This is a genomic window from Streptomyces sp. NBC_01433, assembly GCF_026340105.1.
Taxonomy (GTDB): Bacteria; Actinomycetota; Actinomycetes; order Streptomycetales; family Streptomycetaceae; genus Streptomyces.
Map to the genome: position 1 here is coordinate 1,749,703 of NZ_JAPEPM010000002.1, position 16,879 is coordinate 1,766,581.

Sequence of the window (16,879 nt, forward strand, 5' to 3'; positions counted from 1 at the left end):
ACCATGGCGACCACCACCCTCACCAAGGCCGAGGACCGCGTGACGGTCGAGCACGCCGCTCGTATCGCGCACGTCTCGAAGTCCTTCGCCGGACCCACGGGTCAGCAGCTCGTCCTGGACGACATCACGCTCGATGTCGCTCCTGGTGAGTTCGTCACCCTCCTGGGGGCCTCCGGGTGCGGAAAGTCGACGCTGCTGAACCTGGTGGCCGGACTCGACCGCCCGACCGCGGGGTCCATCGAGACCCCCGGCGGGCGGCCCGCCCTGATGTTCCAGGAGCACGCCCTCTTCCCGTGGCTGACCGCGGGCAAGAACATCGAACTGGCCCTGCGGCTGCGCGGGGTCCCCAAGCAGGACCGCCGCACGGAGGCGGAGCGGCTGCTCGAACTCGTACGGCTCGGCGGGGCGTACGGCAAGCGGGTGCACGAACTCTCGGGCGGTATGCGCCAGCGGGTGGCGATGGCCCGCGCGCTCGCCCAGGACAGCCAACTTCTGCTGATGGACGAGCCGTTCGCCGCTCTCGACGCCATCACCCGCGATGTGCTGCACGACGAGCTGACCCGGATCTGGCGTGAGACGAACGCCTCGGTCCTCTTTGTCACCCACAACGTGCGCGAGGCGGTTCGGCTGGCGCAGCGCGTCGTCCTGCTGTCGTCCCGGCCGGGCCGGATCGCCCGGGAGTGGACCGTCGACATCGAGCAGCCGCGCCGGATCGAGGACAAGGCGGTGGCGGAACTGTCCGTCGAGATCACCGAACAACTGCGTGGGGAGATCCGCCGACATGGCCAGCACTGACATCACGTCCGACCCGGTCCGGAAGGACGCGCCGGCCGGGCCGCCGGGCGCGAGGACGGACGACCTGGCCGGTCTGGAGGCCGGGCTCGACGCGCTGGACGCCGTCCAGGTCCGCCGGACCCCGGTGCGCGAGGTCCTGCTGCACAAGGTCCTGCCGCCCGTCCTCGCGGTGGCCCTGGTCGTGGTGATCTGGCAGCTGCTGGTCCAGGCGCAGGTCACCGAGGACTACAAGCTGCCGCCGCCGTCCGCGGTGTGGGACAGCGCGGTCGACATGTGGTATCAGGGGACCTTGCTGGAGGTCGTCTGGACCAGTGTGTCGCGCGGGCTGCTCGGCTTCGTCCTGGCCGTGGCCATCGGTACGCCGCTGGGTCTGCTGGTCGCCCGGGTGCGGTTCGTCCGGGCCGCGATCGGCCCGATCCTGTCCGGGCTCCAGTCACTGCCCTCGGTGGCGTGGGTGGCCCCGGCCGTCATCTGGCTCGGGCTGAACGACAAGATGATGTACGCGGTGATCCTGCTGGGCGCCGTCCCGTCGATCGCCAACGGTCTGGTCTCCGGGGTCGACCAGGTGCCGCCGCTGTTCCTGCGCGCGGGCCGCACGCTCGGCGCGACCGGACTGCGCGGTACCTGGCACATCGTGCTGCCCGCCGCACTGCCCGGCTATCTCGCGGGCCTGAAGCAGGGCTGGGCGTTCTCCTGGCGTTCGCTGATGGCCGCCGAGATCATCGCCTCGTCCCCCGATCTCGGCCTGGGCCTGGGCCAGTTGCTGGAGAACGGCCGCAACAACTTCGACATGCCGGGGATCTTCCTCTCGATCCTCCTCATCCTGTTCGTCGGCATCGCGATCGACCTGCTGATCTTCAGTCCGCTGGAGCGGTGGGTGCTGCGCAGCCGCGGCCTCCTCGTCAAGAACTGACACCGCGCGAAGAACTCAGAAGAACCGAGAGAACCGAGAGAACCGAGTACGCCCATGTCCACGCCAGTCCTCCTCGTCATCGCCCACGGCAGCCGCGACCCGCGGCACGCCGCGACCGTGCACGCGCTCACCGCGCGGGTCCGGGCGCTGCGGCCCGGACTGCGCGTGGAGACCGGCTTCCTGGAGTTCAACGCCCCGTCCGTGCCCAGGGTGCTGGAACGCCTGGCCGCGGAGGGGGTGGACGAGGTCGTCGCCCTCCCCCTCCTGCTCACCCGGGCCTTCCACGCCAAGACCGACATCCCGGCGGTCCTGCGCGAGGCCCGGACCGGGCTGCCGCGGCTCGGCATCCGGCAGGCCGAGGTCCTCGGCCCGTCGCCCCTGCTGAACGCGGCCCTGGAACACCGACTGCACGAGGCCGGGGTCTCCCCCGGCGACAGAGGCTCGACCGGGCTCGTCCTGGCCTCGGCGGGCTCCACAGACCCGGAGGCGATCGCAGTGATCGCTGAAATCGCGCGGGAGCTGCGGCACACCGGTTGGTGCGCCGTGCGGCCTGCGTTCGCCTCCGCCATCTCTCCGGACCGGCCGCGGACCGAGGACGCGGTAAGGGCCCTGCGCGCCGAGGGCGTGCGACGGGTGGCGGTGGCCCCGTACATCATCGCGCCCGGCCGGCTGCCGGACCGCATCGCCGCGGGCGCGGAGCTGGCCGGAGCCGATGTGCTGGCCGATGTGCTCGGCCCGGCACCGGAGTTGGCGCGACTGCTGGTACGACGCTACGACGAGGCGCGGGCCCCACGACGGGTGGCGCTCAGCGCGTAGCGGCCGGGAGACCGGAGCCGCTTTGCCCTGCCGCCCCTCGCATCGCACCGGGGCCGCTTTGCCCTGCCTCGCCCCGCCTCGCACCGGAGCCGCCCCTCGCCCCGCACCGGGGCCGCCGGGAGCGGGCGATAGGATCGGCCCACCGGTTCGGCCACCCCACGCCGAACGGCCCGGTGCCACCCGGGGGCGGACCGCCCCCGCCCGGTCGTCGCACCGCACCGCTCTCCCCGCGCCCGCCCGATACGGGGCACACGTATGCCCGTCCACCGGCGGAAACCTCAGCCGACGTGAACCGCCCGGAGGCGCTCGCACCCGTACGAAAGGGCTCCACCGTGACCTCCACCGTCCCCGCCCCGGCCACCGCCCCGGATGCCCCCGCACCCCTGCCGGTGCCGGTGATCCACGCCGACGACGTCACCCTCGTCCGGGACGGCAACGTCCTGCTCGACTCGGTCTCGCTGACCGTGCGCGGCGGTGAGCACTGGGCCCTGCTCGGTGCCAACGGTGCGGGGAAGAGCACGCTCCTCGGGCTGCTCGGGGCCCGCACCCATCCCACCCGCGGTTCGGTGCGGGTGCTGGGCCGCACGCTGGGGCAGGTCGATCTGCGGGAGCTGCGCACGCTGCTCGGACACGTCGATCCGCGCCATCCGCTGCGGTCCCCGCTCTCGGTGCGCGAGGTGGTACTCACCGGGCTGACGAACTCGGTCCAGCCGGTGCCCCGGCGGTCCGTGAGCGCGGAGCAGCGGGCCGCGGCCGACCGGCTGCTGGACACGCTGGGCATGGGCGGCAAGGAGGAGTCGCGCTGGCCCTCGCTGTCCCAGGGCGAGCGGGGCCGTACGCTCATCGCCCGCGCCCTGATGCCGCGGCCCCGGCTGCTGCTGCTCGACGAGCCGGCGACCGGTCTCGACCTCGCCGCGCGTGAACAGCTGCTGGACAGCCTGGACACGCTGCGCGAGGAGCACCCGGAACTGGCGACCGTGCTGGTCACGCATCATCTGGAGGAGCTGCCCGCCTCGACCACGCACGCGATGCTGCTGCGTGGTGGGCGGTGCGTGGCCTTGGGACCGGCCGACGATGTGCTGACCACGGATCAGGTGAGCGGCTGCTTCGGGCACCCGGTGCGGATCGCCCGTACGGACGGCCGGTGGACCGCACGGGCGCAGCGCGTCGGTCGCGGCTGAGGGCTCAGATCTCGGCGAACGGGTCGTCGATGAACGGGGTGGCCTGATGGAAGTAGAGCAGCCAGCCTGCCTCGGTCAGCCGCCACAGTGAACTGCGGTGGGAGCGCAGGCCCTTGGACTCGGTGTCGAAGGTGAGATGCACCAGGTCGGTGGAGAGCTGGACTCCCCGCATCCGGGACGCGGTGAGTGGTCCGGGGCTCGGGGCGTCGTCCGCGGTGAGCGCGGCGATGATCGTTTCCCGGTTCCAGAGGCGGCCGCTGGTGCCGATCTCCCGGAACTCGGGGTGCAGCAGGGCGGCCAGGTGATCCTCGGAGGCCCGTACCACCGGGTCCAGGAGGCGAAGCTCGCCTTCGATGGCTGCGGCCACGGCGGGCGACGGCTCAGACACGTGTCATCTCCACGAGTTTTTCGACGGTGTTCCAGTTGCGACTGGTGGCGGTGAGGCCCTTGTTCAGGGCGGGCCTCGACAGAGCAGCGGCCAGTTTGGAGCGGCCGAGTCCGTCGGGAGCGTACAGGTAGAGGGCGCGGTCACCGACCCGGAACTCCTCGGGGAGGAATTTCTCCGCGTCCACCGAGGCGAAGCGCCCGGCGTCCACGGGCTGCCCGAAGTAGGTGACGTGCAGTTGCCTGCCCGCCAGCTCGGCGGCCGGGAACGGGCAGGCGTCGGCGACGGCTCCGAGATAGGAGCCGCTGCGGACCAGGCAGCCGACGGTGAAGCCGAACCGCCGCTCGATGGCTTCTTCCAGGGTGGCGGCGAGCGCTTCCTCGTCGTCGTTGTCGCTGCTGAAGACGGCGTTGCCGCTCTGCAGGTAGGTGGCGATGTCCCCGTGCCCCAGCTCGCCGAGCACGGTGCGCAGTTCCGCCATCGGGACCTTCTTGTGGCCGCTCACATTGATCCCGCGCAGCAGCGCCGCGTACTTCATGGTCATAGGCACACCATAGGACGATCTATCCGAGCCGCGCGGCCGCCGCGCCCCGTGGGGGAGGGCGCGGCGGCCGCGGTACGTGCGGGTGCCGGGCGGTGGCTCGTGCGCGCCACCGCCCGGCTGCCGGTCGGGCAGGTGACTACTCGACGACCTTCAGCAGCTTGTTCGCCGTTCCCTCGGTCGCGTTGGTGATGGCGTCCGGGGTGGCTCCCTCGGTGAGCGCCGTGGCGACCTCCTCCGGGGTGGCGTCCTGGTGTCCGCCCAGGTAGACGGCGGCGGCACCGACGACGTGCGGGGTGGCCATCGACGTACCGGAGATGGTGTTCGAGCCGTCGTCGCTGTCGTTCCAGGCGGACGTGATGTCCGAGCCCGGGGCGTAGATGTCCACGACGGGGCCGTAGTTGGAGAACGACGACTGCTCGTCGTCCACGGTGGACGAGGCGACGGTGATGGCCTCGGGGACGCGGGAGGGCGAGCCCTCGCCGGCGTCGCTGGAGTCGTTGCCCGCGGCCACCGCGAAGGTGACACCGGAGGCGATGGCCTTCTGGACGGCCGCGTCGAGGGCCTCGTCGGCGCCGCCGCCGAGGCTCATGTTGGCGACGGACGGGCCCTGGTGGTTCTCGGTGACCCAGTCGATGCCGGCGACGACCTGCTCGGTGGTGCCCGAGCCGGAGTCGTCCAGGACGCGGACGGCCACGATGTTGGCCTTCTTGGCGACACCGTACGAGGCACCGGCGATGGTCCCGGCCACGTGGGTGCCGTGTCCGTTGCCGTCGTTGGCGTCGTCGTCGTTGTCCACGGCGTCGAAGCCCGAGGTGGCCCGGCCCTCGAAGTCGCTGTGGGTGACACGGACACCGGTGTCGATGACGTACGCGGTGACGCCCTCGCCCGCCGCGTCCGGGTAGGTGTACGCCTTGTCGCCCGTGGTCTCGGTCTGGTCGATCCGGTCCAGGCCCCACGACGGCGGGTTGTCCTGGGTGGCGTCGATGTGGAACTTCTTGTTCTGCACCACCTTGGAGACGGCCGGGTCGGCCGCGAGCCGCTTGGCCTCGGTCAGCGAAAGGCCGCTGGCGGAGAAGCCGTTGATGGCGGAGGAGTAGTTCCGCTTGAGCTTGCCGCCGTACTCCTTGGCGAGCTCCGCCTTGTCCGCCTTGCCGTCCAGCATCACGATGTAGCTGCCGGAGACGGCGGTCGCCGCGTCAGCGCCGTAGACCGTACCCATCGCGGGAGCCGGTGCGGCTCCGGCGAGCGAGGTGTTCAGAAGGGTGACTCCGGCCGCTGCCGCCACTGCGGTTATCGCGGCGGTCAGCTTGATCCGGCGAGTGCGCTGCTTCATGGTCATGAAGAGGGATCTCCTCGTCATTCTTTGTGGGGGGATTGACCCTCGGCCGGAAGATCTCCGGGGGCTGGCTCGAAACCCTGACCGATTGACGCGCGCAGATCAAGACCCTTCAGCGGCTGCGGCTTGCTCAACAAAGCTTTGCCATAAGAAATCGGCCACAGGGGTTTGTCGGACGCCTGCCGCCAACGGGTATGCCGGACCGAGGTCTTGCGCTGCCATCACCGGGCACGACGTCCCTCCGGCACTGCGGGGAAGCTGCCTGGTCGGGGCATGGGTGGGCCGGCCGAGATGGCTTGAACCCGACGCTCCCGACGCGCCTCCCACCCGGCCCCGAAAACGGCCGTTCACTCCTCGGCCACGGGTGAAGACACCGCCCGTTGCGCGAAGGTCCGCGAACGTCCATGAAGGCGGGGGATGCCGGGTGAAGATCACGCGCCGCTGTGTGAAGTCACCGGAACGCACGTGAAGATGCGGAAACCGGCGCCTCCGCGGTCCATGGAGGCGCCGGTTTCCGGGGCCGGGGTCGAGGCCGGGGCTGGTCTCCGCGGCCGGGGGGCCGGGGTCGAGGCCGGGGCGCCACGAGCGGCTCCGCCCCGGCCCACGTGTCGTTCGAATCCGATCACTGTCGGCCGAACCGCAACGCTCAGGCGGGCAGTTCGGCCTCGATGAAGTCCGCCGCGTGCCGCGTGCCACCCTCCCGGGCCATGCGCTCCCGCACCTCCGCGGCCCTGGCCACCACCTCGGGGTCGTCCACCAGGGCCAGCACGGCGGCGCGCAGGGTCTGCGCGTCGGCCTCCTCCATCGGGAGGTGGCGGGCCACGCCGAGCGCCTGGAGCGTGTCGGCGTTGCCGAACTGGTCGACGGCCTGCGGGACCGCGACCATCGGCGTACCGGTGGCGAGCCCCTCCTGGCTGCCGCCCGCCCCCGCGTGGGTGATGAAGGCGTCCGCCCGCTTCAGCACGGCCAGCTGCGGAACCCAGGACCGCACCTCCACATTCGCGGGTACGTCGCCGAGTTCGGCCGGGTCGACATGGGCGCCGATCTGGAGCACCACGTGCCAGCCGGGCAGATCACCGAACGCCTCGACGCACTCCCGGTAGAAGGCGGGCTGCTTGGTGAACGACGAGCCGAGCGAGACCAGCAGCACCTTCTCGGCACCGGCCGGGCGCCGCCACTCCCCCTGGTCGGCGCGCTCGCCCCGGCATGCGCCGACGAAGGTGTACACGCCCTTGTCCACCCGGTCGGCATGGGGCTGGAGCACCTCGGGGATCAGGACGACCGCACGGCGCGGGCGGGCCACGAAGTCGTCGGAGGAGACATCCCCGAGACCGTTCTCCGTGAGCCAGGCCGCGAAGCGGGCGTAGTACGCCCGGCCCCGCTCGGTGCGCTTGACCTCGGCGGTCACGGCCTCGCCGATCTCCTCCCCGTACCCCTCCCAGGGAACGTAGTTGGGCCAGAGGGAGACCGCGGGGACCCCCCAGCGGTGGGCGAGGACCCGGGCCGGATAGGAGGTGATGTCGTGCAGTACGAGGTCGGGTTCGTCGCCCTCGAAGGACGCGGCCAGCTGCGGGAGCGCCTGGACGGCGTCCGCGAGGAAGGGTTCGAAGTGGTCGATCGGTTCGGTGCCCCAGGCGTCGGGGTCGTCGTCCGTCGGCAGGACCGAGGTGTAGATCACCGGTTCGGCCCCGGTGGTGGCGACCTTCTCGGCGAAGGAGGCCGGAATGGCGTAACTGACGCGGTGCCCACGGACGACGAGCTCCCGGATGACTTCGAGGCTCGGGTTCACGTGCCCGTGGGCGGCGATGGAGAACATGGCGATGTGGGCACGCGGAGATTCCGTCACGCCGGTCACCCTAAGCGAGACGATACGTCTCGTGCAATGCGATATCCGGCGCCTCGCTCAGCGCTGGTAGCGGGCCAGGACCCGGTTACCGTCCTCGACCAGGCGTTTCTTCAGCTCGCCGGTGTCGATCGCCCCGCTGTAGTACTCCTGGAGCGCGGGGGTCGCCACCTTGTCCTTCCACTCGGGGTAGCCGCGCACGGACTGCGCGGGTGCCGGGCGCAGCCCCTCGGCGAGCGCGGTGCCGGTCGCCCAGCCGTTCTCGGCGGTGTGCAGGGCGGGATCGGCCAGCGCCTCGGTGCCGGTGGGGAGCATCCAGTCGCCCTTGGCCAGCCGCACCATGTTCCGCGGCTGGAGCAGGAAGTCGATGAACCGCACGGCTTCCTTCTTGTGCGGGCTGTCCTCGGCGACCGAGAGCGTCTGCGGGCTCACCCCCTGGAGCGGGCCGGCGCTGCCCGCCGGGGCGGGCAGGACGGTCCACTCGAAGCCCTCGGGGGCCTGCTCGACGACCTGTTGGCGGTACGAGAACCCCAGCGGCACCATCGCGTACTTGCCGCCGAAGAATCCGGGCAGGGTGTCCGATCCCCCCATGCCGAGTGCCGTACGGGCGGCACTGCGGTCGGTGTTGACCTGGTCGTGGATGGTTCCGGGGACCACGCGGTCGCCCTCGTCGAACCGGATGGTGACCTTCCCGTCCGCAGCGCGGTGGAAGAGCTGCCCCCCGGCCGAGAGTCCCAGGTTGAGGGTGACGGAGACCGGTTCCTTCAGCGGCCAGGCGACGCCGTACGTGCCCTTGCCCGTCAGCTTCTTGGTGACCTGGCGGAACTCCGCCCAGCTCCATGGCTCGCCGGGGGTCGGGACGCGGACCCCGGACGCCTTGAGGATCCTGGTGTTGGCGATCAGGACCTTGGGTTCCTGGAGGAACGGGACGCCGTACACACCGCCGTCGAAGGTCGCGGTCCGCCAGGACCGCTCCGGGATGTCCGTGGTCAGCCGCTCGGGCAGCAGCGTGCGCAGATCGGCGAGATAGCCCCCGTACGCGAAGTCGGCGAGGTCGTCGGAGGCGTCATGGATGATGTCCGGCGCCTCGCCACCCTCGAAGGAGGTGAGCAGCTGGTCGTGGACGTTGTCCCAGCTGCCCTGGACGTAGTCCACCTGGATGTCGGGGTGGGCCGCGTTCCACTCCTTCACCAGTTGCCTGTTGGCGTCGACGGACTCCTTCTGCCAGGCCAGCGACTGGAAGCTCAGCCTGATCGTGCCGTCCGCGTCCGTCCCGTCACCGCCGCCGGAGCAGCCGGTGAGGAGCAGGGCCAGGGCGGTGGCCGCGGCGGTGGCCGTCCGGCGGAGCGCGCGCATCAGCTCTTCACCGCCCCGGCCGTCATGCCGCCCGTGATCCGCTTCTGGATGATGGCGAAGAGGACGAGGGAGGGGAGGGTGGCGAGGAACGCGGCGGCGGCGAGCGGCCCGAGGTCGGCCACGCCCTCCGCGCCGAGGAAGTGGGTGAGTACGACCGGCAAGGTCTGCCTCTCCGGTGTCTTGAGCAGGACGAGCGCGAAGAAGAACTCGTTCCACGCGGTGATGAACGCGAAGAGGGCGGTGGCGACGATCCCGGGGGCGAGCAGCGGGGCGACGACCGAGACGAGTATCCGCGGCCTGCCCGCCCCGTCGACGGCGGCGGCCTCCTCCAGCTCGGGCGGCACGGCCCGCACATAACCGGCCAGCATCCACAGGGCGAAGGGCAGCGACCACACGACGTACACCATGATCAGCCCCCACAGGGTGTTGATCAGATGCAGGTGCTTGAGGATCAGGAACAGCGGAATGATCACCAGGACGAACGGGAACGCCTGGCTGATCACGACCCAGCCGGTCGCCGCGGTCGACAGCCGGCCCCGGTGGCGGGCCATCACATAGGCCATGGGGGTCGCGATGACGACCGCGATCAGGGCGGCGCAGAGGGCGGCGAACAGGGAGTTGGCGGCGGCCTGGAGCAGCGGCTGTTCGTCGAATGCCTGCCGGAAGTTGTCCAGGGTCGGATTCTCGGGAATCCAGGTGGGGTGCAGCGAGCCCAGTTCGCGGGCGGGCTTGAAGGCCGTGGAGATCAGCCAGAGGAACGGGAACGCCAGGAAGATCAGATAGGCCAGGAGCGCCACGTACTGCCAGGCGCGCGCGGACCTGCCGGTACGGAGGCTCATGTGTCCTCGCCTCCCCTGAGCCGGCCCGCGAGGTAGCAGGCGAGGATCACGGAGATCACCGCGACCATCACACAGCCCATCGCGGCGGCGTAGCCGAACTGTCCGTAGCGGAATGCCTCTTCGTAGGCGAAGAGCATCGGCAGCCGGGTGCGGCCGCCGGGGCCGCCGCTGGTCAGGACGTAGACCAGGGCGAAGGAGTTGAAGTTCCAGATGAAGTTGAGGGCGGTGATGGAGAGCGCGACCGGCTTCAGGGCGGGCCAGGTGACGGTACGGAACCGGCACCAGGCGCCCGCGCCGTCGAGGGCGGCGGCCTCGTGGAGTTCCTGCGGGGTGTTCTGCAGACCGGCCAGCAGGGCGACCGTTGTCTGCGGCATGCCCGCCCAGATGCCGACCAGGATCACGGCGGGCAGCGCGGTGGCCAGTCCGGTCAGCCAGTCACGGCCGTCGCCGAGCCCCAGATCGCGGAGGGTCTCGTTGAGGATGCCCGCGTCGGGGTTGTAGACGAGGCGCCACATGATGCCGACGACGACCTCGGGCATGGCCCAGGGGATGATCGCCAGCGCTCTCGCCAGCCAGCGCATCCGCAGTTTCTCGTTGAGCAGGAGGGCGAGGCCGAGCGCCAGGAAGAACTGCGGGACGGTGACGCCGACCGCCCACAGCAGGCCGATCCTGAACGAGTCCCAGAACAAGGTGTCGTGCAGCAGGTCCTGGAAGTTGAGCGCGCCGATCCACTGCGTGGACCGGGTGCGGCCCGACTGCGCGTCGGTGAAGGCCAGCGCGATGCCGTAGAGCAGCGGTCCGACGCTGAGGATCAGGATCGGGATGAGCGCGGGCAGCACCAGGAACCAGGTGGCCCGGTCCCGGGCGGCCCGTCCGGCCCGGCTGTCCTGGCCGCCCTGTCCGCCACGTCCGCCCTGTCCGCCACGCGGGCCGCGTGGACCGGACCGCTTCGCTGCGGTCGGCAATGTCACGAATTTGACCTCTTTGATTATTTGGATGGGATTCATCCCGTTCTGGCCGTCCAGCGGCCCCCGTTATCGTGCTGACGGCCCGTCCGTTCGTCAAGGCGGCCTGCACGGATGCGAAAATCGGAGCCATGAACGAGATGCGTGCGCGCGAGGTGCTGACCGCTGCCGGGCTGTCCGGCGGTGCGGAACTGCTCGCGCTCGGCGAGAACGCGGTGTTCGCCGTCGGCGACCTGGTGGTCAAGGTCGGCCGGGACGCCACGACGCACCCGGAGCTACGGGGCCGCGCCGACCGGGAAGTGGCGGTCGCCCAGTGGCTCGCCGCGTCCGGCGTGCCCGCCGTGCGGGCGGCCGAGCCGAAGGCGCGCCTGGTCGAGGGCCACCCCGTGACGCTGTGGCACCGGCTCCCCGACGCCGTGCGCCCCGCCGAGCCGCGGGACCTCGCGCCGTTGCTCTCGCTCGTGCACGCGCTGCCCTCCCCGAACGGCCTGACCCTGCCGCGCCGTGAGCTGCTCGGCGGCGTCGAGCGCTGGCTGCGGCTCGCGGGCGGCACGATCGATCCGGCCGACGCCGATTATCTGCGCGAGCGCCGCGACGGTTTCGCGGCGGCCGCGGCCGCACTGGTCCCGCATCTGCCGCCGGGGCCGATCCATGGCGACGCCCTCCCCCGTAACGTCCACGTCGGCCCGGACGGCCCCGTGCTGGTCGACCTGGAGACGTTCTCCACCGATCTGCGGGAACACGACCTGGTCGTCCTAGCCCTGTCCCGGGACCGCTACGGCCTGCCCGCGCAGGCGTACGACGCCTTCACCGCGGCCTACGGATGGGACGTACGGGAGTGGGACGGCTGCGCGGTGCTGCGGGGGGCCCGGGAGACCGCCAGCTGTGCCTGGGTCTCCCAGCACGCTCCGGCCAACCCGAAGGCCCTCGCCGAGTTCCGGCGGAGGGTGGCGTCCTTGCGCGACGGTGACCCCGAGGTGCGCTGGTACCCGTTCTGAGAGCGGAGCCTCCTTCGCTCCGGGCAGGAGCGGGACCTTCACTTCCCGGGCGGGAGTGGGGCCTTCACTTCCGGGCGGGAGTGGGGCCTTCGCTCCCGGTCGCCGGAACGGCTCGGGAGGGGGCTCGGTCGCCGGGCCGGCGCGGGTGGCCTCAGTCGCCGGACGGGCCCGATATGCCGGACCGGCCCGACGCGCCCGACGCGCCCGACCCGGCCGTGGCGCCGGACGAGCGCGCCGTCGCCGGTTCCCGCAGGGGCCAGTGGCCGTCGATCACCGCGTCTGCGTTGCCCTTGCGCCGGAGGAACTGCTCGAAATCGGCCGCCCACACGGCGTACCACTCGATCTGACGCTCGTGCAGTTCGCCCGGCGTGAGCGCGGCCACCGAGCCGTGCCGCTCGGCTATGGCGTACGCCACACGTACCGCGGCCAGCGCGTCCGCCCCCGCGTCATGGGCGCCGCCGTGCACCACCCCGTACTCGACGCAGACCGCTTCGAGGGTGCGCTTGCCCTTGCGGTAGCGGTCGACGGCGCGGTCGATCGTGTACGGGTCGATGACCGGACCGATCTCGCCGCCGCCCAGCCGGTCGCCGAGGGAGGGCAGTCCGTGCCGCCGCAACTCGGCCGTCAGCAGCGTCAGATCGAACGTCGCGTTGTACGCGACGACCGGGACCCCCTCGCGCCAGTACCCCACGAGGGTCTCGGCGATCTCGTCCGCCACCTCGCGCACCGGGCGGCCCTCCGCCGCCGCCCGCTCGCTGCTGATGCCGTGGATCGCGGAAGCCTGCGCGGGAATCCGGATGCCCGGATCCGCCAGCCAGGCCCGTCGTCGGGCCGGCTCGCCGTCGCCGCCGTGGACCGCGACGACCGCGGCGGTCACGATCCGGGCCTCCAGCGGTTCCGTGCCCGTCGTCTCCAGGTCGAAGCCGACCAGCGGCTCCCGGTGCCAGCTCATTCCGTACCTCCTTCGTGGTGCTCTCCCCCAGGTGATGAACACCCTCCCACGCACCACTGACAAACCCGCACCGGGCGGCTCGTCAGGAGACCGGCCGCGAGTCCGTCCACACGGACTCGAACTCCTCACGGTAGGTCTCGAACAGCCCGTGCTCGCTGTCCTGCCCCACCCGGACCACCGCGCGCCCGCCGCCGCGCAGGACGAGCACGGGCGCCTCTATCCCGCGGGCCCGCCGCAGATAGGTCTGGACGACCCCGACCGCGTCCGGTCCGTCGCCGTCCACCAGATAGGCGGTGAAGCGCGGGGTCTCGTCGAAGACCTGGATCTGGAAGGCGCCCGGGTCGCGGAGCTTGGACCGCACCCGGCGCATATGGAGGATGTTCATCTCCACCGAGCGGCTCAGCTCGCCCTTCTTCAGGCCCAGTTCCCGCTCACGGCGCTTGACCGCGCTGCTGGCCGGGTTGATGAAGAGCAGCCGGACCCGGCAGCCCGATTCGGCGAGCCGGACCAGCCGGCGGCCGGAGAAGTTCTGCACGAGCAGGTTGAGCCCTATGCCGATGGCGTCCAGGCGCCGCGCCCCGCCGAAGAGGTCCTCGGCGGGCAGCTGGCGCTGGAGCCGCACCCGGTCGGGGTGGACGGAGACCACATCGGCGTACCGGTCGCCGACCAGTTCCTCGACGGCGTCGACGGGCAGCCGGTCGGCGGACGGGACCGCGGCCCCGCTGCCGAGGATGTCGAGGAGCCGCGCGGAGGCCCGTTCCGCCTGGGCGAGGACCGCCTCGTTCAGCGCGCGGTTGCGGGAGACCACATTGCGGGCCACCTCCAGCTCGTCCAGAGCCAGCTCGACATCGCGGCGGTCGTCGAAATAGGGCTCGAAGCAGGGCCAGTGCTGGACCATCAGCTCGCGCAGCTGCGGCAGGGTGAGGAAGCTGAGGACGTTGTCGTCGGCCGGGTCGAGCAGATAGCCCTTGCGGCGCGAGACCTCGCGGACGGCGACGGCGCGCTGCACCCACTCCTGTCCGGCCGGTCCGGCCGCGGCCACCACCCAGTCCTCGCCGTGCACCGGTTCGTAGATGGGCCGGAGCACCGCGGCGACGACGGCCCGAAGCCGCTGTTCCACGAGATTCAGCCAGATATAGGCCCGCCCGGCCCGCTGCGCACGGGTGCGCACCTCGCTCCAGGCGTCGGCTCCCCAGTCGAGTTCGGCACCGATCTCCAGGGGCTGCGCAAGGGACACCGCCCCGGGCTGGGCATCGGTCGCTTCCCCCTCGTGACCTGCGTCACCTGGGGGCAGCTCGAACCCTCCCGAGCTCACCCGCGTACCGCCTTCCACTCCCCCACCCAACGATCAAGGAAGGGTACTCCGGGAGCGGGAGCCGGTGCAGCCGGATGCACAGGCTGCTTTCTCAACTCCCCTATGGGACAGGCTCGTTCCCACCGGCAAGATTGGGTGGAGTGAGCGGATTCATAGTGATTAACCACCCCACGGCACGCCGTATACCGGGCTGCGGCCCCGGACGTCGTGGCGGATTTCCGTCCGGGGCGGCATCGAGGTGTCCGAAGTTGACCGGTGCTGCCGGTGGGTGCGCCGGGGTACGCCGACCTGGCCGGACCGCACCGGACCGCACCGGTCGACGTACTAGGTGCGCGCGCCTCTTTCGGGGAGTATCGGGCTCAAGAAGCCCATCGCACCCGGATCAGAAGTGGAAGAGTCCTATCTATGCAGGTCTGGCCGGGACAGGCGTATCCGCTCGGTGCCACGTACGACGGCGCCGGGACCAACTTCGCGGTCTTCTCCGAGGCCGCCGACCGAATCGAGTTGTGCCTGCTGCACGACGACGGTTCCGAGACGGCGGTGGAACTGCGCGAGACCGACGCCTTCGTCCGCCATGCCTATCTGCCCGGGGTGATGCCGGGGCAGCGCTACGGCTTCAGGGTGCACGGGCCCTACGAGCCGCAGCACGGGCAGCGGTGCAATTCGGCGAAGCTGCTGCTCGATCCGTACGCGCGGGCCGTCGCCGGGAGGATCGCGTGGGGCGAGGAGGTGTACGGGTATCCGTTCGGCCGGCCCGACGCGCGCAACGACCTCGACTCGGCGCCGCACACCATGAGCTCGGTCGTGGTCAATCCGTACTTCGACTGGGGCGACGACCGGCGGCCCCGTACGGACTACCACCGCACGGTGATCTACGAGGCCCATGTGAAGGGCCTGACGATGCTCCATCCGGGGCTGCCCGAGGAGCTGCGCGGTACGTACGCGGGGCTGGCGCACCCGGAGGTGATCGCCCATCTGACGGAACTGGGGGTCACCGCGATCGAACTGATGCCGGTTCACCAGTTCGTCCAGGACCACCGGCTGGCGGACGCGGGGCTGGCCAACTACTGGGGCTACAACACCATCGGCTTCTTCGCCCCGCACAACGCGTACGCCTCCTGGGGCGACCGCGGTGAGCAGGTGCTGGAGTTCAAGCAGGCCGTACGGGCGCTGCATCAGGCGGGTATCGAGGTCATCCTCGACGTGGTCTACAACCACACGGCCGAGGGGAACCACCTCGGTCCGACGCTGTCCTTCCGGGGCCTCGACAACGCCTCGTACTACCGCCTCACGGACGATCAGCGGTACTACATGGACACCACGGGGACCGGGAACTCCCTGCTGATGCGGTCCCCGCACGTGCTCCAGATGATCATGGACTCGCTGCGGTACTGGGTGACCGAGATGCATGTGGACGGGTTCCGGTTCGATCTGGCCGCGACCCTGGCACGGCAGTTCCACGAGGTGGACCGGCTGTCGTCGTTCTTCGATCTGGTGCAGCAGGACCCCGTGGTCAGTCAGGTGAAGTTGATCGCGGAGCCGTGGGACGTCGGTGAGGGCGGGTACCAGGTGGGGAACTTCCCGCCGCTGTGGACCGAGTGGAACGGCAAGTACCGCGACACGGTGCGGGATCTGTGGCGGGGCGAGCCGCGCACCCTGGCGGAGTTCGCGGGGCGGCTCACGGGCTCGTCGGACCTCTATCAGGACGACGGGCGGCGACCGCTCGCCTCGATCAACTTCACCACCTGCCACGACGGGTTCACGCTGCACGACCTGGTCTCGTACAACGAGAAGCGGAACGAGGCGAACGGCGAGAGCAACCGGGACGGTGAGAGCCACAACCGGTCCTGGAACTGCGGCGCGGAGGGCGAGAGCGACGATCCGGAGGTTCTGGAACTGCGTCTGCGGCAGATGCGGAACTTCATCGCCACGCTGATGCTGTCGCAGGGCGTGCCGATGCTGAGCCACGGGGACGAGTTCGCCCGTACCCAGCGGGGCAACAACAACGCGTACTGCCAGGACAACGAGCTGTCCTGGGTGCACTGGCCCGATCCCGGCGGTGCCGCCTCCGACGACGGCGAGGAGGGGGCGGGGCGGCCCGGCGACGGACTGCTGGAGTTCACGCGGGCCATGGTGTGGCTGCGCCGCGACCATCCGGTCTTCCGGCGCCGCCGGTTCTTCCACGGACGGCCGGTGGAGGGCACCCACGACGAACTCTCCGACATCGCCTGGTTCACCCCCGAGGGGGCGGAGATGACGCAGCGGGACTGGCAGGCGGCGCACGCGAAGGCCATGACGGTCTTCCTGAACGGCCATGCGATCTCGGAGCCGGGGCCGCGCGGCGAGCGGATCTCCGACGACTCGTTCCTGCTGATGTTCAACGCGGGCGCCGACACCCTGGACTTCGCCGTTCCGGTGAACCACGGGCGGCAGTGGCAGGTGGTGGTCGACACCGCGCGTACGGACGGTGTGCCGCCCGGTACGGGGCCGAAGGTGTCGGCGGGTGAGCGGGTGACGCTGATCGGGCGGAGCCTGACGGTGCTGAAACGCCCGGCGTGATCGCGAGGACCTCCCGGAGCGCGCAGGACAGGAACGGGTGATGCTCCGGGAGCACGGAGGACAGGAGCGAGTGATCCTCCCG

15 protein-coding genes are annotated in these 16,879 nt (G+C 71.0%); 6 read left to right on the plus strand and 9 right to left on the minus strand.

All coding sequences use genetic code 11. The features are described 5' to 3' along the window. Positions 1-3: 3 nt before the first annotated feature. The 4 genes from OG413_RS35260 (at position 4) to OG413_RS35275 (ending at position 3,705) form a co-directional block, all read left to right on the plus strand. Entirely contained in the window at positions 4-795 is a 792-nt protein-coding gene (locus OG413_RS35260) for an ABC transporter ATP-binding protein (protein WP_266812650.1), read from the plus strand. After that, positions 782-1,708 carry an ABC transporter permease gene (locus tag OG413_RS35265; RefSeq protein ID WP_266812651.1) on the plus strand — a complete coding sequence of 309 codons (927 nt, stop codon included), beginning with the start codon at positions 782-784 and terminating at the stop codon, positions 1,706-1,708. The genes OG413_RS35260 and OG413_RS35265 overlap by 14 nt, the downstream gene beginning before the upstream one ends. A gap of 54 nt (positions 1,709-1,762) precedes the next feature. Beyond that, complete coding sequence (locus OG413_RS35270; RefSeq protein ID WP_266812652.1) at positions 1,763-2,524, plus strand: sirohydrochlorin chelatase; 762 nt, start codon at positions 1,763-1,765, stop codon at positions 2,522-2,524. 383 nt (positions 2,525-2,907) lie between these two features. After that, positions 2,908-3,705 carry an ABC transporter ATP-binding protein gene (locus OG413_RS35275; RefSeq protein ID WP_266813293.1) on the plus strand — a complete coding sequence of 266 codons (798 nt, stop codon included), beginning with the start codon at positions 2,908-2,910 and terminating at the stop codon, positions 3,703-3,705. Between the two features lie 4 nt (positions 3,706-3,709). Here OG413_RS35275 and OG413_RS35280 read toward each other — a convergent pair whose 3' ends face one another. From OG413_RS35280 to OG413_RS35310, 7 genes are all read right to left on the minus strand, one after another. Further along, positions 3,710-4,093: a nuclear transport factor 2 family protein gene (locus OG413_RS35280; protein ID WP_266812654.1), complete on the minus strand. Its 384-nt coding sequence runs from the start codon at positions 4,091-4,093 to the stop codon at positions 3,710-3,712. Continuing rightward, positions 4,086-4,634, minus strand: a complete 549-nt coding sequence (locus OG413_RS35285; RefSeq protein ID WP_266812656.1) for a DUF1697 domain-containing protein — start codon at positions 4,632-4,634, stop codon at positions 4,086-4,088. Before OG413_RS35285 ends, OG413_RS35280 begins: the two co-directional genes overlap by 8 nt. Before the next feature lie 136 nt (positions 4,635-4,770). Further along, positions 4,771-5,973 carry a S8 family peptidase gene (locus OG413_RS35290; protein WP_266812658.1) on the minus strand — a complete coding sequence of 401 codons (1,203 nt, stop codon included), beginning with the start codon at positions 5,971-5,973 and terminating at the stop codon, positions 4,771-4,773. A 643-nt stretch (positions 5,974-6,616) separates the two neighbouring features. Continuing rightward, a complete protein-coding gene (gene mgt / locus OG413_RS35295) occupies positions 6,617-7,861 on the minus strand; it encodes a macrolide-inactivating glycosyltransferase (protein WP_323137988.1) in 1,245 nt (414 codons plus the stop codon). A 12-nt stretch (positions 7,862-7,873) separates the two neighbouring features. Beyond that, positions 7,874-9,169 carry an ABC transporter substrate-binding protein gene (locus OG413_RS35300; protein WP_266812660.1) on the minus strand — a complete coding sequence of 432 codons (1,296 nt, stop codon included), beginning with the start codon at positions 9,167-9,169 and terminating at the stop codon, positions 7,874-7,876. Beyond that, positions 9,169-10,008 (minus strand): carbohydrate ABC transporter permease, encoded by an 840-nt coding sequence (locus tag OG413_RS35305; RefSeq protein WP_266812661.1) that lies wholly within the window; start codon positions 10,006-10,008, stop codon positions 9,169-9,171. The genes OG413_RS35300 and OG413_RS35305 overlap by 1 nt, the downstream gene beginning before the upstream one ends. Further along, a complete protein-coding gene (locus OG413_RS35310; RefSeq protein WP_266812663.1) occupies positions 10,005-10,979 on the minus strand; it encodes a carbohydrate ABC transporter permease in 975 nt (324 codons plus the stop codon). Before OG413_RS35310 ends, OG413_RS35305 begins: the two co-directional genes overlap by 4 nt. 125 nt (positions 10,980-11,104) lie before the next feature. On the opposite strand from OG413_RS35310, the gene OG413_RS35315 reads away from it, so the two are divergent. After that, positions 11,105-11,971, plus strand: a complete 867-nt coding sequence (locus OG413_RS35315) for a phosphotransferase enzyme family protein (RefSeq protein WP_266812664.1) — start codon at positions 11,105-11,107, stop codon at positions 11,969-11,971. A 151-nt stretch (positions 11,972-12,122) separates the two neighbouring features. Here OG413_RS35315 and OG413_RS35320 read toward each other — a convergent pair whose 3' ends face one another. Further along, complete coding sequence (locus OG413_RS35320) at positions 12,123-12,923, minus strand: 3'-5' exonuclease (protein WP_266812666.1); 801 nt, start codon at positions 12,921-12,923, stop codon at positions 12,123-12,125. Positions 12,924-13,005: 82 nt separating this feature from the next. Beyond that, complete coding sequence (locus tag OG413_RS35325) at positions 13,006-14,238, minus strand: SAV2148 family HEPN domain-containing protein (protein WP_266812668.1); 1,233 nt, start codon at positions 14,236-14,238, stop codon at positions 13,006-13,008. Positions 14,239-14,643: 405 nt separating this feature from the next. Here OG413_RS35325 and glgX point away from each other — a divergent pair, with 405 nt between their 5' ends. Beyond that, positions 14,644-16,797 (plus strand): glycogen debranching protein GlgX, encoded by a 2,154-nt coding sequence (gene glgX / locus OG413_RS35330; protein WP_266812669.1) that lies wholly within the window; start codon positions 14,644-14,646, stop codon positions 16,795-16,797. Positions 16,798-16,879 lie beyond the last annotated feature (82 nt).